The sequence below is a fragment of the Neisseria lisongii genome (assembly GCF_028463985.1).
GTDB lineage: Bacteria > Pseudomonadota > Gammaproteobacteria > Burkholderiales > Neisseriaceae > Neisseria > Neisseria lisongii.
In genome coordinates this window covers 1,875,811-1,898,894 of record NZ_CP116766.1, presented here as the reverse complement: position 1 = coordinate 1,898,894, position 23,084 = coordinate 1,875,811, and the positions used below count along the sequence as shown (strand labels likewise).

Annotated in this window: 23 protein-coding genes; 4 read left to right on the top strand and 19 right to left on the bottom strand. The window is 47.8% G+C overall.

Annotated features, from left to right (window positions below; translation table 11 throughout):
- Positions 1-2: 2 nt before the first annotated feature.
- The 13 genes from rplE to rplC all read right to left on the bottom strand — a co-directional run bounded on the left by rplE (position 3) and on the right by rplC (position 6,075).
- Positions 3-542, bottom strand: a complete 540-nt coding sequence (rplE, locus tag PJU73_RS08800; protein ID WP_165090704.1) for a 50S ribosomal protein L5 — start codon at positions 540-542, stop codon at positions 3-5.
- A gap of 9 nt (positions 543-551) precedes the next feature.
- Complete coding sequence (gene rplX, locus PJU73_RS08795; protein ID WP_165090707.1) at positions 552-875, bottom strand: 50S ribosomal protein L24; 324 nt, start codon at positions 873-875, stop codon at positions 552-554.
- Positions 876-887: 12 nt separating this feature from the next.
- Complete coding sequence (rplN, locus tag PJU73_RS08790; protein WP_002215434.1) at positions 888-1,256, bottom strand: 50S ribosomal protein L14; 369 nt, start codon at positions 1,254-1,256, stop codon at positions 888-890.
- 223 nt (positions 1,257-1,479) lie between these two features.
- Positions 1,480-1,743, bottom strand: coding sequence for a 30S ribosomal protein S17 (gene rpsQ, locus PJU73_RS08785; RefSeq protein WP_165010577.1), 264 nt, complete (start codon positions 1,741-1,743; stop codon positions 1,480-1,482).
- The gene (gene rpmC, locus PJU73_RS08780; RefSeq protein ID WP_019272314.1) at positions 1,743-1,934 is read right to left on the bottom strand and encodes a 50S ribosomal protein L29; all 192 of its coding nucleotides are present in this window, start codon (positions 1,932-1,934) and stop codon (positions 1,743-1,745) included. Before rpmC ends, rpsQ begins: the two co-directional genes overlap by 1 nt.
- The gene (gene rplP, locus PJU73_RS08775; RefSeq protein ID WP_165010579.1) at positions 1,934-2,350 is read right to left on the bottom strand and encodes a 50S ribosomal protein L16; all 417 of its coding nucleotides are present in this window, start codon (positions 2,348-2,350) and stop codon (positions 1,934-1,936) included. The genes rpmC and rplP overlap by 1 nt, the downstream gene beginning before the upstream one ends.
- The gene (rpsC, locus tag PJU73_RS08770; RefSeq protein WP_237090460.1) at positions 2,334-3,029 is read right to left on the bottom strand and encodes a 30S ribosomal protein S3; all 696 of its coding nucleotides are present in this window, start codon (positions 3,027-3,029) and stop codon (positions 2,334-2,336) included. The genes rplP and rpsC overlap by 17 nt, the downstream gene beginning before the upstream one ends.
- 9 nt (positions 3,030-3,038) lie before the next feature.
- Positions 3,039-3,368, bottom strand: coding sequence for a 50S ribosomal protein L22 (gene rplV / locus PJU73_RS08765; protein ID WP_003749277.1), 330 nt, complete (start codon positions 3,366-3,368; stop codon positions 3,039-3,041).
- Between the two features lie 8 nt (positions 3,369-3,376).
- A complete protein-coding gene (rpsS, locus tag PJU73_RS08760) occupies positions 3,377-3,655 on the bottom strand; it encodes a 30S ribosomal protein S19 (protein ID WP_002215422.1) in 279 nt (92 codons plus the stop codon).
- A 5-nt stretch (positions 3,656-3,660) separates the two neighbouring features.
- A complete protein-coding gene (gene rplB / locus PJU73_RS08755; protein ID WP_165010584.1) occupies positions 3,661-4,494 on the bottom strand; it encodes a 50S ribosomal protein L2 in 834 nt (277 codons plus the stop codon).
- A gap of 5 nt (positions 4,495-4,499) precedes the next feature.
- Entirely contained in the window at positions 4,500-4,814 is a 315-nt protein-coding gene (gene rplW / locus PJU73_RS08750) for a 50S ribosomal protein L23 (protein WP_193004295.1), read from the bottom strand.
- A complete protein-coding gene (gene rplD, locus PJU73_RS08745) occupies positions 4,811-5,431 on the bottom strand; it encodes a 50S ribosomal protein L4 (RefSeq protein WP_165010589.1) in 621 nt (206 codons plus the stop codon). Before rplD ends, rplW begins: the two co-directional genes overlap by 4 nt.
- Positions 5,431-6,075: a 50S ribosomal protein L3 gene (gene rplC, locus PJU73_RS08740; protein ID WP_237090461.1), complete on the bottom strand. Its 645-nt coding sequence runs from the start codon at positions 6,073-6,075 to the stop codon at positions 5,431-5,433. Before rplC ends, rplD begins: the two co-directional genes overlap by 1 nt.
- Positions 6,076-6,397: 322 nt before the next feature.
- Here rplC and PJU73_RS08735 point away from each other — a divergent pair, with 322 nt between their 5' ends.
- The 4 genes from PJU73_RS08735 (at position 6,398) to PJU73_RS08720 (ending at position 13,301) form a co-directional block, all read left to right on the top strand.
- Positions 6,398-8,116, top strand: coding sequence for a class I SAM-dependent DNA methyltransferase (locus PJU73_RS08735; RefSeq protein ID WP_307727561.1), 1,719 nt, complete (start codon positions 6,398-6,400; stop codon positions 8,114-8,116).
- Positions 8,103-9,443: a restriction endonuclease subunit S gene (locus tag PJU73_RS08730; RefSeq protein WP_237090462.1), complete on the top strand. Its 1,341-nt coding sequence runs from the start codon at positions 8,103-8,105 to the stop codon at positions 9,441-9,443. Before PJU73_RS08735 ends, PJU73_RS08730 begins: the two co-directional genes overlap by 14 nt.
- On the top strand, positions 9,440-10,042 hold the full coding sequence (locus PJU73_RS08725; protein WP_237090463.1) for a hypothetical protein: 603 nt from the start codon (positions 9,440-9,442) through the stop codon (positions 10,040-10,042). The genes PJU73_RS08730 and PJU73_RS08725 overlap by 4 nt, the downstream gene beginning before the upstream one ends.
- 94 nt (positions 10,043-10,136) lie before the next feature.
- On the top strand, positions 10,137-13,301 hold the full coding sequence (locus PJU73_RS08720; protein ID WP_237090464.1) for a type I restriction endonuclease subunit R: 3,165 nt from the start codon (positions 10,137-10,139) through the stop codon (positions 13,299-13,301).
- Positions 13,302-13,913: 612 nt separating this feature from the next.
- On the opposite strand, the gene rpsJ is transcribed toward PJU73_RS08720, so the two are convergent.
- The 6 genes from rpsJ to rpoC all read right to left on the bottom strand — a co-directional run bounded on the left by rpsJ (position 13,914) and on the right by rpoC (position 23,072).
- On the bottom strand, positions 13,914-14,225 hold the full coding sequence (gene rpsJ / locus PJU73_RS08715) for a 30S ribosomal protein S10 (RefSeq protein WP_002642322.1): 312 nt from the start codon (positions 14,223-14,225) through the stop codon (positions 13,914-13,916).
- Positions 14,226-14,240: 15 nt separating this feature from the next.
- Positions 14,241-15,425 (bottom strand): elongation factor Tu, encoded by a 1,185-nt coding sequence (gene tuf / locus PJU73_RS08710; protein ID WP_237090465.1) that lies wholly within the window; start codon positions 15,423-15,425, stop codon positions 14,241-14,243.
- Between the two features lie 95 nt (positions 15,426-15,520).
- Complete coding sequence (gene fusA / locus PJU73_RS08705; protein WP_237090466.1) at positions 15,521-17,626, bottom strand: elongation factor G; 2,106 nt, start codon at positions 17,624-17,626, stop codon at positions 15,521-15,523.
- Between the two features lie 18 nt (positions 17,627-17,644).
- Complete coding sequence (gene rpsG / locus PJU73_RS08700) at positions 17,645-18,115, bottom strand: 30S ribosomal protein S7 (protein ID WP_002215391.1); 471 nt, start codon at positions 18,113-18,115, stop codon at positions 17,645-17,647.
- A 114-nt stretch (positions 18,116-18,229) separates the two neighbouring features.
- Complete coding sequence (gene rpsL / locus PJU73_RS08695; RefSeq protein WP_002218431.1) at positions 18,230-18,601, bottom strand: 30S ribosomal protein S12; 372 nt, start codon at positions 18,599-18,601, stop codon at positions 18,230-18,232.
- A 292-nt stretch (positions 18,602-18,893) separates the two neighbouring features.
- Positions 18,894-23,072 (bottom strand): DNA-directed RNA polymerase subunit beta', encoded by a 4,179-nt coding sequence (rpoC, locus tag PJU73_RS08690; RefSeq protein ID WP_237090467.1) that lies wholly within the window; start codon positions 23,070-23,072, stop codon positions 18,894-18,896.
- Positions 23,073-23,084: the final 12 nt, after the last annotated feature.

Sequence of the window (23,084 nt, the reverse complement as noted above, 5' to 3'; positions counted from 1 at the left end):
GATTATCCTTTAAACGGAAACTTGAACAGAGACAACAAAGCTTTTGCTTCTTCATCGGTTTTTGCAGTAGTCGTAATAGTAATATTCAGACCACGCAAAGCGTCGATTTTGTCGTACTCAATTTCCGGAAAAATAATTTGTTCGCGTACACCCATATTGTAGTTACCGCGACCGTCAAATGATTTTCCACTTACACCACGGAAGTCACGCACGCGAGGCAATGCGATAGTAATCAAACGATCCAAGAATTCAAACATTTGATCACGACGCAAAGTTACTTTACAGCCTACCGGATAGTTATCGCGGATTTTAAAGCCGGCGATAGATTTACGTGCAACAGTTACTACTGCTTTTTGACCGGAAATTTTTTCCAAATCAGATACAGCGTGTTCCATCACTTTTTTATCAGCAACTGCTTCGCCAACACCCATATTCAGAGTGATTTTTTCAATGCGAGGCACTTCCATTACTGATTTATAACCAAATTGTTTTACCAATTCAGGTACAACTGTATCTTTATAGAACTCTCTCAAACGAGCCATGTTATCTCCTTATGCTCCAATGATAGAGCCATTAGATTTAAAGAAACGAACGCGTTTTACTTTACCTTCGTTCTCAATCAATTTAATACCAACACGGTCGGCTTTTTTAGTTTCAGGATTGAAGATAGCTACATTTGAGATTGCCAAAGGTTTTTCTTTAGCAATGATACCACCTTCGATACCGCGCATAGGGTTTGGTTTTTGGTGGCGTTTTACAACGTTTACACCTTCAACAACAACTTTTTCACCCAACACACTGACTACTTGACCTTGTTTGCCTTTGTCTTTGCCGGCAATAACAATTACCTGATCACCTTTAATAATTTTGTTCATCGCTTATATTCCTTATAATACTTCAGGTGCCAATGAAACAATTTTCATGAATCGCTCAGTACGCAATTCACGGGTTACCGGTCCGAAAATACGGGTACCCAGTGGCTCAAGTTTGTTATTCAACAATACAGCAGCATTGTTATCAAATTTGATTAAAGCACCGTCCGGACGACGAACACCTTTGGCAGTACGAACCACTACCGCATTGTACACATCACCCTTTTTCACACGGCCACGAGGTGCAGCATCTTTTACTGCAACTTTAATAATATCGCCAACCGAAGCATAGCGACGCTTAGATCCGCCCAACACTTTGATACACATCACACGACGCGCACCAGAGTTGTCAGCCACATCTAAGATGGTCTGCATTTGAATCATGTTATTACCTTTAAATTAACCAACTTAATTTACCATTTTCAAATAACTCGCAACATGAATTGCTGCTTATTAAATGAAACCATCACGGTTCCAGTAAACCAGTCTTGGATCCCGAAGGGAAGAAACTTTCAGAAAGAAACTGAAAGATAAGAAACGAAGTTTACACGCAAATCGGATTTGCTGCAATACTTCGTTTCCTATTAGTGCATTACTGTATCAAAAATTAAACAGTACGCGCTTTCTCAACCAATTCTTTGACAATCCAAGATTTAGTTTTTGACAATGGACGCGACTCTTCGATTACTACAACATCACCCACGCCATATTGATTTTGCTCGTCATGAGCATGGATTTTGGTAGATAAACGAATAATTTTACCGTATAACGGGTGTTTCACTTTACGCTCAACCAGTACAGTAACTGTCTTATCCATTTTATCACTGACTACTTTGCCTTGCAAAGTACGAACATTTTTAGCTTCGCTCATTACTTAGCACCTTTTTCAGTTAAAATGGTTTTAATACGAGCGATATCGCGACGAACTCGTTTTAATTCACTCGGTTTGCCCAATTGACCAGTCGCATTTTGCATCCGCAAACCAAACTGAGCCTTCAACAAATCCAGCAAATCGGCATTCAACTGCTCAACAGATTTGTCTTTTAATTCATTTGCTTTCATTACAAACCTACCTGTCTTACTACAAAGGTTGTAGGAATAGGCAATTTGGCAGCAGCCAATTCAAAGGCTTCGCGAGCCAATGCCTCAGGCACACCGTCCATCTCGTACAATACTTTGCCCGGTTTAATTTCAGCAACGTAGTATTCAACGTTACCTTTACCGCCACCCATACGAACTTGAATAGGTTTTTCAGTAATCGGTTTATCAGGGAATACACGAATCCAAATACGACCACCACGTTTGATGTGGCGGGTCATTGTACGACGTGCCGCCTCAATTTGACGTGCAGTCAAGCGACCGCGACCTACAGCTTTCAGGCCAAATTCACCAAAGCTGACTTTGTTGCCGCGAGTGGCAACGCCGGTGTTGCGGCCTTTGTGCTGTTTGCGGTATTTCAGTCTAGTTGGCTGCAGCATGACGACCACCTGCCTTTCTTTGTTTCTTCTCTTGCTCAGGTTTAGCGGCAGACTTATCGTTGCCTTCAGTATAAACCCAAACTTTCAGACCCAACACACCGTAAGTAGTGTGTGCTTCACTGGTCGCATAAGCCACGTTTGCACGCAGAGTATGCAAAGGCACACGACCTTCACGATACCATTCGCTACGGGCAATATCCGCACCATTCAGACGGCCTGAAGTCATAATTTTGATGCCTTTCGCACCGGCACGCATTGCATTTTGCATAGAGCGTTTCATTGCACGGCGGAATTGAACACGTTTTTCCAATTGTTGCGCAATGCCGTCGGCAATAATTTGCGCATCCAGCTCAGGCTTACGGATTTCTTCAATATTTACGTGAACAGGCACGCCCATCAGCGCTTGCAGGTCACGTTTCAAAATCTCGATATCCTCGCCTTTTTTACCGATTACCACACCCGGACGGGCAGAGAAAATCGTAATACGAGCTGATTTTGCAGGACGCTCAATTACAACACGACCGACAGAAGCGTTTGCCAAACGGGTACGCAGATAGTTGCGCACGTCGATGTCTTGCTTCAACACAGTCGAAAAATCGTTGCTTTTAGCAAACCATTTAGAAGACCAGTCTTTAGTTACCGCCAGGCGAAAGCCTGTAGGATTAATCTTTTGTCCCATAGCTTTTCCTTAGTTGCCCACTGTCACATTGATATGACAAGTTTGTTTTTCAATGCGGTTACCGCGACCTTTGGCACGAGCTTGGAAACGTTTCAAGCTAGGGCCTTTGTCAACAAAGATAGTTACCACTTTCAGTTCGTCAATGTCAGCACCATTATTATGCTCTGCATTGGCGATGGCTGATTCCAGAACTTTCTTAATCAATTCAGCGCCTTTTTTCGGGCTGAATGCCAAGATGTTCAACGCTTGGGCAACGTCTTTACCACGGATCAAATCAGCTACCAAGCGAGCTTTTTGAGCTGAAATACGGGCATTTTTATGTTGTGCACTTACTCTCATGATTCACCTTATTTCTTTTTAGCCTTTTTATCGGCCAAGTGGCCTTTAAAGGTACGGGTCAATGAGAACTCACCCAATTTATGACCAACCATGTTGTCGCTGATAAACACAGGCACATGAGTGCGGCCGTTGTGAACAGCGATAGTCAGACCGATAAAATCAGGCAAAATGGTAGAACGACGCGACCAAGTTTTAATCGGACGTTTGTCGTTGCTTGCACGAGCAGCATCTACTTTTTTCAGCAAATGCAGGTCTACATATGGGCCTTTTTTCAATGAACGAGCCATATTAATTAACCTTTATTTGAGTAACGACGACGAACAATCATATTATCCGTGCGTTTGTTATTACGAGTGCGGTAACCTTTAGCAGGCGTACCCCATGGGCTAACCGGTTCGCGAGCTTCGCCGGTACGGCCTTCACCACCACCGTGAGGGTGATCAACAGGGTTCATTACGACACCACGAACGGTAGGACGAATACCACGCCAACGGTTAGCACCGGCTTTACCGATTTTCTTCAGGCTTTGTTCTTCGTTACCCACTTCACCGATAGTCGCGCGGCAATCAACGTGGATTTTACGCACTTCACCCGAACGCAGACGAACTTGAGCGTAAATACCTTCTTTTGCCAGCAATACGGCTGAAGCACCGGCAGAACGTGCAATTTGCGCACCTTTGCCCGGTTTCATTTCGATACAGTGAATAGTTGTACCTACCGGAATATTGCGGATCGGCAAAGTGTTACCCACTTTGATGGCAGCTTCTGCACCGGATACCAAAACCGCACCGGCTTGGATACCGCGAGGAGCGATGATGTAGCGACGTTCGCCGTCTGCATAGCACAGCAGTGCGATGAATGCAGTACGGTTAGGGTCGTATTCAATACGCTCAACTTTAGCAGGAATACCGTCTTTGTTACGTTTGAAATCAACTACACGGTAGTGGTGTTTATGGCCGCCGCCTTTGTGGCGGGTAGTAATGTGGCCATTGTGGTTACGACCGGCAGTAGAATTTTTCTTTTCAACCAGAGGTGCATAAGGCGCACCTTTGTGCAAACCCTCTGCAACCACGCGAACCATGCCGCGACGGCCTGCAGAAGTTGGCTTCATTTTAACGATTGCCATTTTACTTATTCCTTATCTGCAGCTGCAGCAGCGGCTTCCAAATCCAACTCTTGACCGGCAGCCAAGCTCACATAAGCTTTTTTAACATCGCTGCGACGGCCCAAAGTGCGACCAAAACGTTTGGTTTTACCTTTGATGGTAACAGTGGTTACAGCAGCAACCTGAACACCGAACAACAGCTCGACAGCCGCTTTGATTTCGGTTTTAGTTGCATTTGCCAACACTTTAAACGTCATTTGGTTGCGTTTTTCAGCCAACAAGTTGCTTTTTTCAGAAACAACAGGCGCCAAAATCACTTGAGTCAAACGTTGTTGATTCATACCCATTGCTCCTCTAATTGTGCAACCGCATCTTTAGTGATGATTACTTTTTTGTAGCGCAGCAAGCTGTAAGGATCAACCTGTTGAGCTTCCAAAACCAGTACATTCGGCAAGTTGCGTGAAGCCAAATAAACATTTTCGTCCAACTGCTTGGTAACAAACAGCACTTGCTCAAAACCCAAGTTTTTCACTTGTTCGGCGAACACTTTGGTTTTAGGAGTTTCAGCAGTCAATGCATCAATCGCAAACAGACGTTCGTCACGGGCCAATTGCGACAGAATAGTCGCCATACCGGCACGGTACATTTTACGGTTCACTTTTTGAGTGAAGTTTTCGTCAGGTTTGTTCGGGAACGCACGACCACCTTTACGCCACAGCGGAGAAGAAGTCATACCGGAACGAGCGCGGCCGGTACCTTTTTGACGCCATGGTTTTTTAGTTGAATGGTTTACTTCGGCACGGGTTTTCTGAGCACGATTACCTGAGCGGGCATTTGCCAAGAAAGCAGTTACCAGCTGATGAACCAAAGCTTCATTGTATTCGCGAGCAAACAAAGCATCAGAAACAGCCAAGCTTCCTGAAACCTGTCCTTTAGCGTCAATTACTTTTAATTCCATTACGCACCCACTTTCACGCTTGGACGTACCACAACATCACTGTTAACCGAACCCGGAACAGCACCTTTTACCAACAGCAGTTGGCGTTCTGCATCAACACGCACAACTTCCAGTTTTTGAACAGTTGCTTTAGTGTTGCCGTATTGACCCGCCATGCGTTTACCGGGGAACACACGACCTGGGTCTTGCGCCATACCGATAGAGCCGGGAACACGGTGAGAACGGGAGTTACCGTGGGAAGTACGTTGAGAACCGAAGTTATGACGTTTGATCGTACCGGAGAAACCTTTACCTTTAGAGGTGCCGGTTACGTCAACCAATTGGCCCACTTCAAACATGGTTACAGCGATTTCATCGCCTGCTTTCAATTCAGCCAATTTGTCTTCAGTCAAAGCAAATTCAACCAAACCGCGACCGGCTTCAACACCTGCTTTAGCAAAGTGGCCCGCTTCGGCTTTAGTTACTCGGTTTGCTTTTTTCTGACCAAAGGTAACTTGAACGGCAGTGTAGCCGTCAGTATCTTTGGATTTTACTTGTGTAACGCGGTTAGCAGACATATCCAACACAGTTACCGGAACAGAAGCACCCTGTTCGTCGAACACGCGAGTCATACCAACTTTGCGTCCAACCAGACCTAAAGTCATGATTATTTTCCTTTTAAGTAAAGGGGCAGGCTACGATTGGCCCGCCTTCGGACAAAGATAAAAACTTGGCACGAATGTACCAAGCCCCACACTATATCACAGCTCAAGAAAAGTTTTCAAGAAAAACCTACACTTGCCATATCTTTTTTTCGACAGCGTTGTTTTTTCTGCAACGGCGGCCGCCCTATCTTCCCTATTTGCAGCAGGCATTTTACAATCAGCCGGATCGTTTACCAAACAGGCCGTCTGAAAATGCACTTTGCCCAACCCCGATTTTCAGACGGCCTAACGCCCGAAACAAAAACCAACCATATGATTTTAAATTGAAAATAACACAGGAATATGCTATAATGACCAAGCACCAAGCAGTGAACAGCAACAGTTCTTAACCGAGCTCGACAACCGCCTCTGGGCCGCAGCCCACCAACTCCGCTCCCAACTCGATGCCGCCAACTACAAACACATCGTCTTAGGCTTCGTCTTTCTCAAATATATTGCCGACAGCTTCAGCGATTTACGCGAAAAGCTCACCGCCGATTTTCAAAACCCCGATTCCGAATACTATTTCGACCCCGAAGGCTACACGCCCGAAGACTACGCCCAAGCTCTGGCAGACGAATTGGAAGATCGGGATTACTACGCCGCCAACAATATCTTCTGGGTACCCGCCGCCGCCCGCTGGGACAACCTCAAACAAGCCGCCCACTATCCGCTCGGCAAAGAATTGCCTTGGGGCGGCAAATTCAGAGGCGTAGCCAACCTGATTGACGAAGCCTTTACCGCCATCGAACAAGAAAACCCCAAACTCAAAAACATTATCCAGCGCATCAGCGGCTTCGGAGTCAGCGAAACCACCCTGATCGGCCTGCTCAACCTCTTTTCCACCACCGATTTCAACAAACCCATCCTCAACGGCAAACCCGTATCCCTCGCCGCCAAAGACATTCTCGGCCACGTTTACGAATACTTTCTCGGCGAATTTGCCCGAGAAGAAGGCAAAAAAGGCGGCCAATACTTCACCCCCAAAGCCATCGTCAGCCTGATTGTCGAAATGCTCCAACCCTACCAAGGACGGGTTTACGACCCAGCCATGGGAACGGGCGGCTTTTTCGTACAAACCGAAAAATTTATCCGCAGCCATCAAGGCAAAGTCAGCAATATCTCCATCTACGGGCAAGAATACAACCCGACCACCTGGCGGCTGGCCGCCATGAACATGGCCATTCGGGGCATAGAATTCGATTTCGGCAAACAAAATGCCGACAGCTTCACCAATCCCCAGCATATCGACAAAAAAATGGATTTCATCATGGCCAATCCACCGTTTAACGTCAAAGAATGGTGGAACGAAAGCCTGACCGGAGACCCCCGCTGGCAATACGGCATGCCGCCCGAGAGCAACGCCAACTTTGCCTGGATACAGCATATGCTCTACCACCTCTCGCCCACCGGCAAAATCGGCTTGGTATTGGCAAACGGTTCCATGTCGAACCAAACCGACGGCGAGGGCAAAATCCGCCAAAACCTGCTGCAAGCCGACTTAGTCGAAGCCATGATCGCCCTACCCGACAAACTTTTTACCAACGTCCAAATCTCCGCCTGCATTTGGATTTTCAACAAAGCCAAAAAACGCACAGGCGAAGTATTGTTTATCGATGCCCGCCGGCTCGGCCATATGAAAGACCGCAAACAACGGGATTTCAGCCCCGAAGACATTGCCAAAATTGCCGACACCTACCATAACTGGCAGCAAAACAACGGCTATCAGGATATTCCCGCCTTCTGCAGCACCGCCGACCTTGCCACCATTGAAAAAAACGACTGGGTACTCACCCCCGGCCGCTATGTCGGCACACCCGAACAGGAAGAAGACGGAGTAGATTTTGCAGAGAAAATGCGGGAATTAACCGACAAATTATCGCTGCAATTTACCCAAAGTTCCGAATTGGAATTGAAGATTAAAGAAAACTTAGAAAATTTAGTTTTTTTCGGAAAACTTCAAGCCGAGAAAGAAGGGAGTAAAGTAAATGGAAATAAATAATGAATGGAAAGAATACTCTTTTTCTGATATTGCTGAATTTATATCTACAAAAACTGCACTTTCTGAAATAGAAACAGAACAATACATATCCACCGAGAATATGATTCCTAACCTTGGAGGGGTAACTATTGCTACTGCATTACCCGATATTGACCGCTGCAATTCTTTCCAAGAAAGAGATATTTTATTTTCCAATATCAGAACTTATTTCAAAAAAGTATGGTTCGCCAAATTTTCAGGTGGATGCTCTGCAGATGTATTAGTTATTAGAAGTAAAAATGAAAATATTTTATTGAACGAATATTTGTATTTATTAATTTGTTCTGAGGATTTTATCAATTACACCGTAGTTTCTTCCAAAGGAACTAAAATGCCCCGAGGAGATAAAAAGGCAATACTTAATTTCAAATTAAATATTCCACCTATTCCTATCCAGAGAAACTGTATTAATCAATATTTCAAACTAAATGAAAAAATCGAACTCAACACCCAAATCAACCAGACCTTAGAACAAATGGCGCAGGCGGTGTTTCAAAGCTGGTTTGTCGATTTCGATCCCGTACGCAGCAAAGCAGCAGCACGGGCAGCAGGGGCGGATGGCAGGCAGGTGCTGCTCGCCGTCATGCAAACCCTGTCAGGCAAATCGCCCGCCGAACTTGCCGAATGGCAACACACCCACCCCGAAAACTACCGCCAACTCGAACGGCTCGCCCAAGCCTTTCCTGATGAATTGGAGGAAGTAGAAGGGTTCGGGGAAACACCTAAGGGGTGGGAAGTTCTGGATTTAAACCAATTATTCGATTTTGTCGGTGGTTCTCAACCGCCTAAATCAGAACATATTTATGAGGAACAATCCGGATATGAACGATTTGTTCAAAATCGTGATTTTTCAAATGACAATCATCAGACTTATATCCCTATTTCCAAAAAAAATAAGCGCTGCGAAGTCAAAGACATTTTGATGGATAAATACGGGGAAGCTGGTAAAGTCCGTTATGGAATAAAAGGAGCATACAATGTTGCATTAGCCAAAATAGAACCTAAAAAAGAAAATATTAGGGAATTTTTACGCTGCTATTTTACGCAGGAAAAAATCCAAATATATTTGGCTCAAGCCTCCGTAGCCTCAACAAGAAATTCCCTAAATTCATCAACCTTTGTCGGAATGAAAACCGTTTTACCATGTGTAGAACTTCTTAGACAATTTGAAAACATGGTGAGTCAATACATTGACAAAAACCTTCAAATCAAACAAGAGAATATTATTCTTGCTAATTTAAGAGACACTTTGTTACCTAAATTATTAAATGGAGATATAAAATTATGAATAATTCATTAGACTTTTTTACTATGGGGCAATATTTTCTTAATCTTGCCATTGCCAGCTCTGAAGAATTAATTAAAAGTGGAAACCCTTATGTTACTGTAACAAATAACCCATCTTCATATAAAGAGTATCAATATACAACCCGATGGGCAGATCATAATATTGGGGTTCCTATTTTATTCAATTTCTATCATGGAATCGAATTAATGCTCAAAGGAACTATTTTACACCAAGGAAAATCCATAATCAAAGAACATAAATTTAGTGAATTAGTAGAACAAATACAAACGGATGAATATACAAAAATCTTGTTAGACTTAGTCAAATCTGTTACTTCAAAAATAGACTTAACAAACCCTTTGGCACAATTTTTTAAAAATAATAATATAACTTCTGACCAATGGTATATCGCTCTAAAATATCCAGAAAATAATCAACAGTCTTTATCTCATTATGATTTGAAATATGGCGGAGAACAGGCATCGGAATTTTGGCAATCAATTAATAAGCTAAGTAAACAAATATTAAAAATATCAGAAATGATATATTCTTCAATCCCTCCTCAGGCTACTGAACAGATTATGCCGCCAGAAAGCTAATACAACACTGAAATCTGTTGTGTATGCCGTCTGAAAACCGACAACTGCAATTTTCAGACGGCATGGTTTGGTTTGTTTATTTGGGAATACGGGTATGTTGAAGATTAACGAGGATACGGTTGAGCAGGCCTGTTTGCAGGTGTTGCAGGGCTTGGGCTGGCGTTATACAGACGGGCGGACGGTATTGCCCGATGGGGACAATCCGTGGCGGGGTCGGCTGTCTGATGTGGTGCTGCATGAGGTGTTGGCGGCTGAGGTGCGGCGGTTGAATCCTGATATTCCGGCGGCGGTATGCGAGGCGGCTCTGGGTGATGTGCTGCGGGTGGCGGGCGATTCGTTGGGGGAGCAAAACCGGCGTTTTTATGATTATTTGTGCCACGGTGTGCCGGCGGTGTATCAGGCAGACGGGGAGCAGAAACGGGATTTGCTGCGTTTGGTGGATTTCGGGGATTGGGCAAACAACCGTTTTGATGTGGTAAATCAGTTTTCGATTGCGGGCAGCCGGGGCAAGCGGCGGCCGGATATTGTGTGTTTTGTAAACGGTTTGCCGTTGGTGGTGTTTGAGTTGAAGAATCCGCTGCGGGAAGAGGCGGATTTGGAAAGTGCGTTTTTGCAGCTTCAGACGTATCAGAAGGAAATCGGGGATTTGTTTGTTTACAATCAGGTTCAGGTGGTTTCAGACGGCATGGCGGCCCGTTTGGGTTCGCTGACTGCGCCGTTTAACCGTTTTATGCCGTGGCGGGTGGTTGATGAGAAAAACCAAAGCCGCAGGGTGGCGTTTGAAAATGAGTTGGAGGCGTTGCTTCACGGTTTGTTGCAGCCGGAAACGCTGTTGGATTATGTGTTTTCGTTTGTGATGTTCGAGCGGGGCGGCAACGAGCTGCTGCAGAAGAAGATTGCGGCTTATCATCAGTTTTACGGGGTGAATGAGGCGGTGGATTCTACGGTGGCGGCGATGGGGTCGGGCAACGGTAAAATCGGGGTGGTATGGCATACGCAGGGGTCGGGCAAGTCGTTGTCGATGTTGTTTTATGCGGCAAAATTGATGCGTCAGCCGGTATTGGGCAATCCGACAATTGTGGTGGTAACGGATCGTAATGATTTGGACGGTCAGTTGTTTGCTACTTTTTCGGGCGGGGCGGATTTGATTCGTGAAATGCCGGTGCAGGCGGACGGTCGGGAAGATTTGCGGGCGGCTTTGGCGAAACAGGGTGCCGGCGGGGTGGTGTTTACAACGATTCAGAAATTCGGTTTGGCCGAAGGGGAATCTGTTCACCCTGTGTTGAACGACCGGCATAATATTGTGGTGATTAGCGATGAGGCGCACCGCTCGCAATATGGGTTTACGCAAAAAATCAATGATAAGGGGGAATACCGCACGGGCTATGCGAAGCATTTGCGCGATGCGTTGCCGAATGCTTCGTTTATTGGTTTTACGGGTACGCCGATCAGCTTGGAGGATAAGGATACTCGGGAGGTGTTCGGCCGTTATGTGTCGATTTATGATATTCATGATGCGGTGGAAGACGGGGCGACTGTGCCGATTATTTACGAGGCCCGACAGATTGCGCTGCAGGAAAGCGGGGATTTTCAACAGCTGATGCGTGAGGCGCAGATGTTGGCCGATGAAGATGAAAACAGTAGGAATTTCCGCCTGCGGGAACAGCTGATGGGAACGCAAGGCCGTCTGAAAAAGCTGGCTGAGGATTTGGTCGGCCATTTTGAAAAGCGGACTGAGCTTGCGGAAGGCAAGGCGATGGTGGTGGCGATGAGCCGCACAATTTGCGTGAATCTTTATAATGAAATTGTTAAGCTGCGCCCGCAGTGGCACAGCGATGATGTTCATCAGGGTACTGTTAAAATCATGATGACGGGGTCGGCAAGCGACCCTCAGGAAATGCGGCCGCATATTTATCCGACACAGGATAAGAAGACGTTGGAACAGCGTTTTAAAGATCCTGACGATCCGCTGAAAATGGTGATTGTGCGGGATATGTGGCTGACGGGGTTTGATGCGCCCTGCTGTCATACGATGTATATCGATAAGCCGATGCAGGGGCATAATCTGATGCAGGCGATTGCCCGTGTCAACCGTGTGTTTAAAAATAAAAGCCGTGAAAACGGCGGGCTGATTGTGGATTATGTGGGACTGACGGAGGAATTGCAGCAGGCAACCCGCCAATATACCAATGCAGGCGGCAAAAGCCGGGTTAAACACGATATCGATGAGATTTTTACTAAAATGCTCGAATATATCGACATTATCCGAGGGCAGATGGCAACGCCGGTAGATGGCAAAAAACCGGATATTCAGACGGCCTTACAACTGACCGACCCCACCGCCCTGCTCACGGCAATCCGCCAAGCCGCCAACCATATTTTAGGCTTGGACAGGGTGTTGCCTGCAAACAGTGGAAAAGATAAAACACCGAGAAAATCGGCATTTTTGCAGGCTGTACGGCTGGCAAAAAAGGGATTCTCGTTATGCGGCGCTTTGAAACAGGCCGAACCTTACCGGCAAGAGCTGGCATTTTACGATGCAGTGCGTGCTACGCTTGCCAAAGCAGAACATATCGACGGTAAAAACCGGCCGAAAGAGCGGCAGTTGCAACTGGCTGCGCTGTTGAATAAAGCGGTTCAATCTGACGGCGTAGTCGATTTATTCGATTTGCTGCAGCAGGAACGGCCGGATATTACTGTGTTATCGGAAGAGTTTCTGGAAATGTTCCGCAACAGCGACAGCAAGGATTTATGGGTTTTAGCGGCAGAAAGTTATCTGAAAAGCGAAATCCGCACCAAAGCCGCCACCAATCTGGCAATAAAAAAATCGTTTGAGGAAAAACTCAAAGAAGCAATGGCCAAATACCACAACCACAATCTGACGGTATTTGAAATCATTACCGAGTTGGTGGAAATGGCGAAATCCTTTCAAGAAAGCATACGGCACGGCGAACAACTGGGCTTGAGTCCGGCAGAGCTGGCTTTTTACCATGCCCTTGCCCGCAACAGCAGCGCCGCCGAAATCATGGGCGATGCCGCCCTGCTTAAACTGGCACACGAAATCACCGCTCTATTACGGAGATCAGTCAGCATAGATTGGCAATATAAAGAAGCTGTTCGAGCCGGCATCCGAATCAAAGTCAAACGGATACTGAAAAGTTTCAAATATCCGCCCGATTGCCAAGAAGAAGCCATTGATTTTGTATTACAACAGGCAGAAGTCATCGCCGATGAATTAAGCAATACGGAGAACGGTTAAAGTATAGTGAAACAACCTCAAAGCACTACAGCGTTGGCTCGCCTTGCCGTATTATCCATACTGTCTGCGGCTTGCCGCCTTGTATTGCTTTGGGGGTTATTCCACTATAGTCAATCCACTTAATAAACCGTACGATTTTCAAACATACTCGTCATTCCGACGAAAGTTGGAATCCATCTTTCAGATTCGGAAACCGTCAAGAAAAAACAGTTACCCAAGCCGCCAAAATAGATTCCGACTTTCGTCGGAATAACAGGCGTGTTGGGTTTGGAATGTGCTGGAAATTCGGTTGATTGACTATAGTTAAAACACCGAATTTTCCATACAAAAGCAGGCGTAGGTTGAGGTTAGCGAGGCACGAGCGTAACCCAACAAAATCTTATGTTTTAAGGTATTCCCAATCGTGTTGGGTCTCGAACCAACCTACACCCGTTCTCTTTATTAAGTGAATTAACTATATATAAGCACGTGTTTAGTGAGTTTCACGTTGATGCCGTCTGAAAATCTGATTTTTAATTTTACCCAGATTGGCAATATTGATTTTCAGACGGCCTATTTGCAATAAAAAAGCCGAACAGGAAACTGTTCGGCTAATTCATCTTCAAGCGATGATTATTGAACTTTGATTTCTACGTCCACACCGGCCGGCAGGTCCAGTTTCATCAGTGCGTCGGTAGTTTTGTCAGTCCAGTCAACGATGTCCATCAGGCGCAAGTGGGTGCGGATTTCCAGTTGTTCACGGGAAGTTTTGTTCACGTGTGGAGAACGCAGAATGTTGAAACGCTCGATTTTAGTCGGCAACGGAATCGGGCCTTTTACTACGGCACCGGTGCGTTTTGCGGTTTCAACGATTTCTTGAGCCGAACGGTCGATCAGGCTGTAATCATAGGCTTTCAAACGAATACGGATTTTTTGGTTTGCCATTATCTGTATTCCTTATTAAGCGATGATGCTAGAAACAACGCCGGCACCTACGGTACGGCCGCCTTCACGGATTGCAAAGCGCAAGCCTTCTTCCATGGCGATCGGGGCAATCAGTTCTACGCTGATGGTTACGTTTTCACCCGGCATTACCATTTCTACGCCTTCTTCCAGAGTAACCGCACCGGTTACGTCGGTTGTACGGAAGTAGAATTGTGGGCGGTAGTTGGCGAAGAATGGGGTATGACGGCCGCCTTCTTCTTTGCTCAATACGTACACTTCGGCTTTGAATTTGGTGTGTGGAGTGATTGAGCCTGGTTTGGCCAATACTTGACCGCGTTCAACTTCTTCACGTTTGGTACCGCGCAGCAGTACGCCTACGTTGTCGCCTGCTTGGCCTTCGTCCAGCAGTTTGCGGAACATTTCAACGCCGGTACAAGTGGTTTTGGCGGTGTCTTTCAGACCTACGATTTCGATCTCGTCGCCTACGTGGATGATACCGCGCTCTACACGACCGGTTACTACTGTACCGCGGCCTGAGATTGAGAATACGTCTTCAATCGGCAACAGGAATGGTTTATCAACGGCACGTTCCGGAGTTGGGATGTAGCTGTCCAGTGCAGCGGCCAGTTCGAAGATTTTTTCTTCGTAAGCGGCATCGCCTTCCAGGGCTTTCAGTGCAGAACCTTGTACGATTGGGCAGTCGTCGCCTGGGAAGTCGTAGCTTGACAGCAGGTCGCGGATTTCCATTTCTACCAGTTCCAGCAGTTCGGCATCGTCAACCATGTCGCATTTGTTCATGAATACGATGATGTATGGTACGCCTACTTGGCGGGCCAACAGGATGTGTTCGCGGGTTTGCGGCATTGGGCCGTCGGCTGCTGAACACACCAGGATTGCGCCGTCCATTTGGGCTGCACCGGTAATCATGTTTTTAACGTAGTCGGCGTGACCCGGGCAGTCTACGTGTGCGTAGTGGCGGGTTTCGGTTTCGTATTCTACGTGTGAGGTATTAATGGTAATACCGCGGGCTTTTTCTTCAGGTGCGTTGTCGATTTGGTCGTAAGCTTTTGCTGCGCCACCGAATTTTTTAGCCAAAATGGTAGTCAGTGCTGCAGTCAGAGTGGTTTTACCATGGTCAACGTGACCGATGGTGCCAACGTTTACGTGCGGTTTGCTACGTTCGAATTTTTCCTTAGCCATGAGCTAATTCCTTTACATATAAAGATCACAAAGAACAATGGCCGTCTGAAAAATGAATTTCAGTGTATTTTCAGACGGCCTGATAAAACGCCTGATTAACCTTTGCGTGAAGCAGTTACTTCAGCGGCAATGTGCGATGGTGCTTCGGCGTATTTTTTGAATTCCATTGAGTAGGTTGCACGACCTTGGGTTGCGGAACGCAAGTCGGTAGAGTAACCGAACATTTCCGCCAACGGTACTTCGGCACGTACTTTTTTACCGCCGATGCCGTCGTCGTCCATGCCCAATACGATACCGCGACGACGGTTCAAGTCGCCCATTACGTCGCCCATGTACTCTTCTGGGGTTTCTACTTCTACCGCCATAATCGGCTCGAGCAATACCGGAGAGGCTTGGCGCATACCTTCTTTAAAGGCTTGAGATGCGGCCAATTCAAACGCCAGTTGCGAAGAGTCGACATCGTGGTAAGAACCGAATACCAGACGGATACGTACATCAACTACCGGGAAGCCGGCTACCACACCGTTAGGCAGGGTATCACGGATACCTTTGTCAACAGACGGAATGAATTCGCGAGGAATCACACCACCTTTGATTTCGTCGATGAATTCGTAGCCTTCGCCACCCGGTTCCATTGGTTCCATTTCGATAACCACGTGACCGTATTGACCTTTACCGCCTGATTGTTTGGCGTGTTTGTGTTCGGCTTTAACGGCTTTGCGGATGGTCTCACGGTAAGCCACTTGAGGCGCACCGATGTTGGCATCTACACCGAATTCACGTTTCATACGGTCAACAATAATTTCCAAGTGCAGCTCACCCATACCGGAAATAATGGTTTGGCCTGATTCTTCATCGGTACGAACACGGAAAGAAGGGTCTTCTTTGGCCAAACGGTTCAGGGCGATACCCATTTTCTCTTGGTCGGCTTTGGTTTTCGGCTCAACGGCAACGTGAATCACCGGCTCAGGGAATTCCATGCGTTCCAAGATGATTGGTGCGTTGTCGGCACACAGGGTTTCACCGGTGGTAACGTCTTTCAGACCGATGGCGGCGGCGATGTCGCCGGCACGTACTTCTTCGATCTCGGTACGGTCGGCAGCAGTCATCTGTACCAGACGGCCGATACGTTCACGAGTACCTTTTACTGAGTTCAGTACGGTATCGCCTGATTTTACCACGCCTGAGTAAACACGGATAAAGGTCAGGTTACCAACGTATTTGTCGTTCAACATTTTGAATGCCAAAGCGGAGAATGGCGCTTCGTCGCTGGCTTCACGTTGGTCGGCTGCATCGGTTGAAGGATTCACACCTTGTACCGGCGGAATGTCGGTCGGCGCAGGCAGCAACTCGACAACGGCATCCAACATACGTTGTACACCTTTGTTTTTAAATGCAGAACCGCACAACATTGGTTGGATTTCACCGGCCAGAGTACGTTGACGCAATGCACCAACGATTTCTTCTTCGGTCAGGTCTTCGCCGCCCAAGTATTTGTCCATCAGCTCTTCGCTGGCTTCGGCTGCGGCTTCAATCATATTTTGACGCCATTCTTCGGCAGTCTCCACCAGTTCAGCCGGAATATCGCCGTATTCGAAAGTTACGCCTTTGTCGGCTTCGTTCCAAATAATGGCTTTCATTTTCAGCAGGTCAACTACGCCTTCGAAGTTGTCTTCCGCACCAACCGGAATCACGATTGGTACAGGGTTGGCGCGCAAACGGGTTTTCATTTGCTCAACCACACGGAAGAAGTTGGCACCTTGACGGTCCATTTTGTTTACAAATGCCAAACGAGGCACTTTGTATTTGTTGGCCTGACGCCATACGGTTTCAGACTGAGGCTGAACGCCGCCTACGGCACAGTAAACCATTACGGCACCGTCCAATACACGCATAGAACGCTCTACCTCTACGGTAAAGTCAACGTGTCCAGGGGTGTCGATGATGTTGAAACGGTGTTCTTTGAACTGTTTCGCCATACCTGACCAGTAGGAAGTAACGGCAGCAGAGGTAATGGTAATACCACGCTCTTGTTCTTGTTCCATGTAGTCGGTCGTTGCCGCACCGTCATGCACCTCACCCAGTTTGTGGGTCAAACCGGTATAGAACAGAATACGTTCGGTCGTAGTGGTTTTACCCGCATCAATATGGGCAGAAATACCGATATTGCGGTACAGGCTGATTGGGGTCTTACGAGCCATTTTATTAGCCTTTCAAAATTAGAAACGGAAGTGAGAGAACGCTTTGTTCGCTTCAGCCATGCGGTGTACTTCTTCACGTTTTTTCAACGCACCGCCGCGACCTTCTGAAGCATCAATCAATTCGCCTGCCAAACGCAGATCCATTGATTTCTCACCACGTTTACGGGCAGCATCGCGCACCCAGCGCATTGCCAAGGCCAAGCGGCGTGAAGGACGAACCTCAACAGGAACTTGGTAGTTTGCACCACCTACACGACGGCTTTTCACTTCCACGATAGGTTTGGCGTTAGCAATGGCTTCGTTGAATACTTCGATTGCAACTTTGCCGGTTTTTTTCTCGATTTGCTCCAGCGCACCGTAAACGATACGTTCGGCAACCGATTTTTTACCGTCAATCATCAATACGTTCATGAATTTAGTCAGCTCAACGCTGCCGAATTTCGGATCTGGCAATACGTCGCGCTTAGGGACTTCTCTACGTCTTGGCATTTTAATTTCCTTTAATCTATTCAGTCGGGTCAATTCCCATGAATACCCAAAAGAGTACTCACTTACTCGGCCGTTTAATGTAGGCGGCCGACGTGCCTATCTAAGCCCCGGTTATTATTTAGGACGCTTAGCACCGTATTTAGAACGGGCCTGTTTACGGTCTTTAACACCTGCAGTATCCAAAGAACCGCGTACAGTGTGGTAACGCACACCCGGCAAGTCTTTTACACGACCGCCGCGGATCAATACGACGCTGTGCTCTTGCAAGTTGTGGCCTTCACCGCCGATGTACGAAATAACTTCGAAACCGTTGGTCAGGCGTACTTTACATACTTTACGCAATGCAGAGTTAGGTTTTTTAGGGGTTGTGGTGTACACACGGGTGCATACGCCGCGTTTTTGCGGGCAGGCTTCCAGTGCAGGCACTTTGTTTACGTACACAGGCTTTTGACGGCCTTTGCGTACTAATTGGTTAATAGTTGGCATATTTTCTCGTCCTGTTGAGTTAAATACTTGCCGACACCATGCCGACAAGAGATGAATTATATTTTTATTGCAATACCTTAGTCAAGTATATCGCTGATAAAAAGCTGTTTTTTCGGAAAGACAGTCGGTTTTTGGTAACAGAGGCCGTCTGAAAACAGGCTTTAGTGTTTTCAAAAAACAAAAGTTGCCTATGTGCTTGGGGCATGCCGGTTTTCAGACGGCCTATCAAGCCATACCCGCCATAAAAAACCGCAAGCCTTATCCGGCTTGCGGTTTGTGTGTTCAACTTCGCTTATTCGGCGGCACTGTCGTGATCCGCTTCTTCGGTTTGCGAAATTTCTTTCCATTGCTGACGACGGCTGCGGTGGTAGCTCAAGCCGGTACCCGCCGGAATCAGGCGGCCGACAATCACGTTTTCTTTCAAACCGCGCAATTCGTCCTGTTTGCCCATAATCGCTGCTTCGGTCAGCACACGGGTGGTCTCTTGGAACGATGCGGCGGAAATGAAGCTGTCGGTCGAAAGCGATGCTTTGGTAATACCCAGCAATACGTTTTCGTAACGGGCCGGTTCTTTGCCTTCGGCAATCGCTTTTTCGTTGGCAATCATCACGTCGCCACGCTCGACTTGCTCGCCGGTAATGAAGCCGGTTTCGCCTGAGTCGATGATGTTCACTCGGCGCAGCATCTGGCGGATAATCACTTCGATGTGCTTGTCGGAAATCTTCACACCTTGCAGGCGGTAAACTTCCTGTACCTCTTGAACGATATAGCGTGCCAGTGCTTCGATGCCTTGCAGACGCAAAATGTCGTGCGGATCGACTGCACCGTCAACAATGGTTTCACCGCGGTTTACGACTTGGCCGTCGTGTACCAGAATCTGTTTCTCTTTGGAAATCAGGGTTTCGTAGGCTACGCCGTCCACATCGGTAATGATAAGGCGCTGTTTGCCTTTGGTTTCTTTACCGAAGGAAACCGTACCGGTAATTTCCGCCAGCATACCGGCATCTTTCGGAATACGGGCTTCAAACAGTTCGGCCACACGGGGCAGACCACCGGTAATATCGCGGGTTTTGGACGAGGCTTGCGGGATACGTGCCAGCACATCGCCTTTGCCGATTTCCTGACCTTCACGCACGGTAATTACAGCACCGACCGGGAATGCCATGGATACCGGTGTCGAAGTACCCGGAATGCAGATTTCCAAGCCGTTTTCGTCCAACAGTTTAACGGTTGGGCGCAGCAGTTTGGACGCACCGGCGGAGCGGCGTTTGCCGTCAATCACCACCAGAGTGGACAAACCGGTTACATCGTCGGTTTGTTTGGCAACAGTTACGCCCTCTTCCACGTTTTCGAATTTCACCGAACCGGCGTGTTCGGTAATCATCGGACGGGTATGCGGATCCCATGTTGCCAATGTTTGGCCGGCTTTGATGACTTCGCCGTCCTGAACCAGCAAGATTGCACCGTAAGGCACTTTGTGGCGCTCACGCTCACGGCCGATGTCGTCGTGAATCACGACTTCGCACGAGCGGCCGATGACAACCAATTCGCCTTTGTTGTTGGCAACATAACGCATTTGGCTGCTGAAGCGTGCCGTACCGTTGGATTTGGCTTCCACTTGACTGGCGGCGGCGGCTCGGGACGCTGCACCACCGATGTGGAAGGTACGCATGGTGAGCTGAGTACCCGGTTCGCCGATCGATTGGGCGGCAATCACGCCGACTGCTTCACCGGCATTGACCAGTTTGCCTCGTGCCAAGTCTCGGCCGTAACAGTGGGCGCACAAGCCGTGGCGGGTTTTACAGGTAATCGGCGTGCGGACTTTCACTTCGTCCACACCGGATTGGTCGATCAGATCAACCAGTTTCTCGGTCAGCATCACACCGGCTTCAACCAAAGTCGCACCTGTAGAAGGATCAACCACATCGGAAGCGGTTACACGGCCCAAAATACGGTCGCGCAAGGCTTCAATCACATCACCGCCCTGCACTACGGCTTTCATCACGAAGCCGTCTGAAGTGCCGCAATCGTCTTCCACCACCACCAAGTCTTGGGTAACGTCCACCAAACGGCGGGTCAGGTAACCGGAGTTGGCTGTTTTCAAGGCGGTATCCGCCAGACCTTTACGGGCACCGTGGGTTGCAATAAAGTATTGCAATACAGTCAGACCTTCACGGAAGTTAGAGGTAATCGGGGTTTCGATAATCGAGCCGTCCGGTTTCGCCATCAGACCGCGCATACCGGAAAGCTGTTTGATCTGTGCCGCCGAACCACGGGCACCGGAGTCGGCCATCATGTAGATGGAGTTGAACGACTCTTGATCCACTTCGTTGCCGTCTCGGTCAATCACTTTTTGGGTAGAAAGATTATCCATCATTGCTTTGGCGATTTTATCGCCGGCACGACCCCAAATATCCACGACTTTGTTGTAGCGTTCGCCGTTGGTCACCAAGCCTTGACGATATTGGTCTTCGATTTCTTTCACTTCGGCATTGGCTTCGGCCAACAATGCCGCTTTCTCTTTCGGAATTTCCATATCGTCAACAGCAATGGAAATACCGCCTTTGGCAGCGAAACCGAAACCGGTGTACATCAGATGGTCGGCAAAAATCACCGTATCACGCAGGCCGCACAAGCGGAACGAAGCGTTAATCAGCTTGGAGATTTCTTTTTTCTTCAAGGCTTTGTTGATGTACTCAAACGGTAAACCTTTCGGCAGAATTTCGCTCAACAATGCACGACCGACTGTGGTTTCATAACGTTTGGTTACCGGCTCGAAATCACCGGCTTCGTTTTTCACCCACTCACGCAGGCGTACGGTAATTTTCGTACCCAATTCAACCTGTTTGGTATGGTAGGCACGGTGTACTTCTTTCACATCGGCAAACAGGCTGCCTTCGCCTTTGGCATTGATGCGGTCGCGGGTCATGTAGTACAGACCCAATACGATGTCTTGCGACGGTACGATAATCGGTTCGCCGTTGGCAGGAGACAATACGTTGTTGGATGCCAGCATCAGCGTGCGGGCTTCCATTTGCGCTTCCAAGCTCAATGGAACGTGTACCGCCATTTGGTCACCGTCAAAGTCGGCGTTGAACGCTGCACACACCAATGGGTGCAACTGAATGGCTTTACCTTCGATCAGAATCGGCTCAAACGCCTGAATACCCAAACGGTGCAGCGTCGGCGCACGGTTCAGCATAATCGGATGTTCGCGGATCACTTCTTCCAAGATGTCCCATACTTCAGGCACTTCCTGTTCAACCAGTTTTTTGGCAGCACGCACGGTGCTGGCCAAACCTTGTTTTTCCAGTTTGTGGAAAATAAACGGTTTAAACAGTTCCAAGGCCATTTTTTTCGGCAGACCGCATTGGTGCAGACGCAGGTAAGGACCAACGGTAATCACCGAACGGCCTGAATAGTCCACACGTTTACCCAACAGGTTTTGACGGAAACGGCCTCCTTTACCTTTAATCATGTCGGCCAGCGATTTCAGCGGACGTTTGTTGGCACCGGTCATGGCTTTGCCGCGGCGGCCGTTGTCCAGCAGCGAATCAACCGCTTCCTGCAGCATACGTTTTTCGTTGCGTACGATGATGTCGGGTGCATTCAGTTCCAACAGGCGTTTCAGACGGTTGTTACGGTTGATGACACGGCGGTACAGGTCGTTCAAATCGGAAGTGGCGAAACGGCCGCCGTCCAGCGGAACGAGCGGGCGCAAATCCGGCGGCAATACCGGCAATACGTCCATAATCATCCATTCCAGCTTCATGCCGGAACGGTGGAAGGCTTCCAATACTTTCAGACGTTTGGCGATTTTTTTGATTTTGGTGTCAGAGCCGGTCGATTCCAACTCTTGACGCAACTGTTCGATTTCGGCGGCCACGTCCAGATTGCGCAGCAGCTCACGGATACCTTCCGCACCCATTTGGGCGTCGAAATCATCGCCGTATTCGTCTAATTTGTTGTAGTAGTCGTCTTCAGTCAGCAGCTGACGGCGTTGCAGCGGGGTCATGCCCGGATCAGTTACGACAAAGGCTTCAAAATACAGTACCCGCTCAATATCCCGCAACGTCATGTCCAGCACCATACCCAAGCGGGACGGTAAGGATTTCAAAAACCAGATGTGGGCAACGGGTGCGGCCAGCTCGATATGGCCCATGCGCTCGCGGCGGACTTTGGACAGGGTAACTTCCACGCCGCATTTTTCACAGGTTACGCCTTTGAATTTCAGGCGTTTGTATTTGCCGCACAAACATTCGTAGTCTTTGACCGGACCGAAGATTTTGGCGCAGAACAGACCGTCCCGTTCGGGTTTGAAGGTACGGTAGTTGATGGTTTCCGGTTTTTTTACTTCGCCGTAAGACCAAGAGCGGATGGTTTCAGGCGAGGCAATGCCGATTTTGATGGCATCAAACTCTTCTTCCATGCCCGCTGTTTGCAACGGATTAAATAAGTTCGACAAATTCATTTTTGCTCCTTA

Excerpts from the sequence above, each read along its gene's own strand:
- rplE (WP_165090704.1), bottom strand. The coding sequence starts at position 542 with ATGGCTCGTTTGAGAGAGTTCTATAAAGATACAGTTGTACCTGAATTG.
- rplX (WP_165090707.1), bottom strand. The coding sequence starts at position 875 with ATGAACAAAATTATTAAAGGTGATCAGGTAATTGTTATTGCCGGCAAA.
- rplN (WP_002215434.1), bottom strand. The coding sequence starts at position 1,256 with ATGATTCAAATGCAGACCATCTTAGATGTGGCTGACAACTCTGGTGCG.
- rpsQ (WP_165010577.1), bottom strand. The coding sequence starts at position 1,743 with ATGAGCGAAGCTAAAAATGTTCGTACTTTGCAAGGCAAAGTAGTCAGT.
- rpmC (WP_019272314.1), bottom strand. The coding sequence starts at position 1,934 with ATGAAAGCAAATGAATTAAAAGACAAATCTGTTGAGCAGTTGAATGCC.
- rplP (WP_165010579.1), bottom strand. The coding sequence starts at position 2,350 with ATGCTGCAGCCAACTAGACTGAAATACCGCAAACAGCACAAAGGCCGC.
- rpsC (WP_237090460.1), bottom strand. The coding sequence starts at position 3,029 with ATGGGACAAAAGATTAATCCTACAGGCTTTCGCCTGGCGGTAACTAAA.
- rplV (WP_003749277.1), bottom strand. The coding sequence starts at position 3,368 with ATGAGAGTAAGTGCACAACATAAAAATGCCCGTATTTCAGCTCAAAAA.
- rpsS (WP_002215422.1), bottom strand. The coding sequence starts at position 3,655 with ATGGCTCGTTCATTGAAAAAAGGCCCATATGTAGACCTGCATTTGCTG.
- rplB (WP_165010584.1), bottom strand. The coding sequence starts at position 4,494 with ATGGCAATCGTTAAAATGAAGCCAACTTCTGCAGGCCGTCGCGGCATG.
- rplW (WP_193004295.1), bottom strand. The coding sequence starts at position 4,814 with ATGAATCAACAACGTTTGACTCAAGTGATTTTGGCGCCTGTTGTTTCT.
- rplD (WP_165010589.1), bottom strand. The coding sequence starts at position 5,431 with ATGGAATTAAAAGTAATTGACGCTAAAGGACAGGTTTCAGGAAGCTTG.
- rplC (WP_237090461.1), bottom strand. The coding sequence starts at position 6,075 with ATGACTTTAGGTCTGGTTGGACGCAAAGTTGGTATGACTCGCGTGTTC.
- PJU73_RS08730 (WP_237090462.1), top strand. The coding sequence starts at position 8,103 with ATGGAAATAAATAATGAATGGAAAGAATACTCTTTTTCTGATATTGCT.
- PJU73_RS08725 (WP_237090463.1), top strand. The coding sequence starts at position 9,440 with ATGAATAATTCATTAGACTTTTTTACTATGGGGCAATATTTTCTTAAT.
- PJU73_RS08720 (WP_237090464.1), top strand. The coding sequence starts at position 10,137 with ATGTTGAAGATTAACGAGGATACGGTTGAGCAGGCCTGTTTGCAGGTG.
- rpsJ (WP_002642322.1), bottom strand. The coding sequence starts at position 14,225 with ATGGCAAACCAAAAAATCCGTATTCGTTTGAAAGCCTATGATTACAGC.
- tuf (WP_237090465.1), bottom strand. The coding sequence starts at position 15,425 with ATGGCTAAGGAAAAATTCGAACGTAGCAAACCGCACGTAAACGTTGGC.
- fusA (WP_237090466.1), bottom strand. The coding sequence starts at position 17,626 with ATGGCTCGTAAGACCCCAATCAGCCTGTACCGCAATATCGGTATTTCT.
- rpsG (WP_002215391.1), bottom strand. The coding sequence starts at position 18,115 with ATGCCAAGACGTAGAGAAGTCCCTAAGCGCGACGTATTGCCAGATCCG.
- rpsL (WP_002218431.1), bottom strand. The coding sequence starts at position 18,601 with ATGCCAACTATTAACCAATTAGTACGCAAAGGCCGTCAAAAGCCTGTG.
- rpoC (WP_237090467.1), bottom strand. The coding sequence starts at position 23,072 with ATGAATTTGTCGAACTTATTTAATCCGTTGCAAACAGCGGGCATGGAA.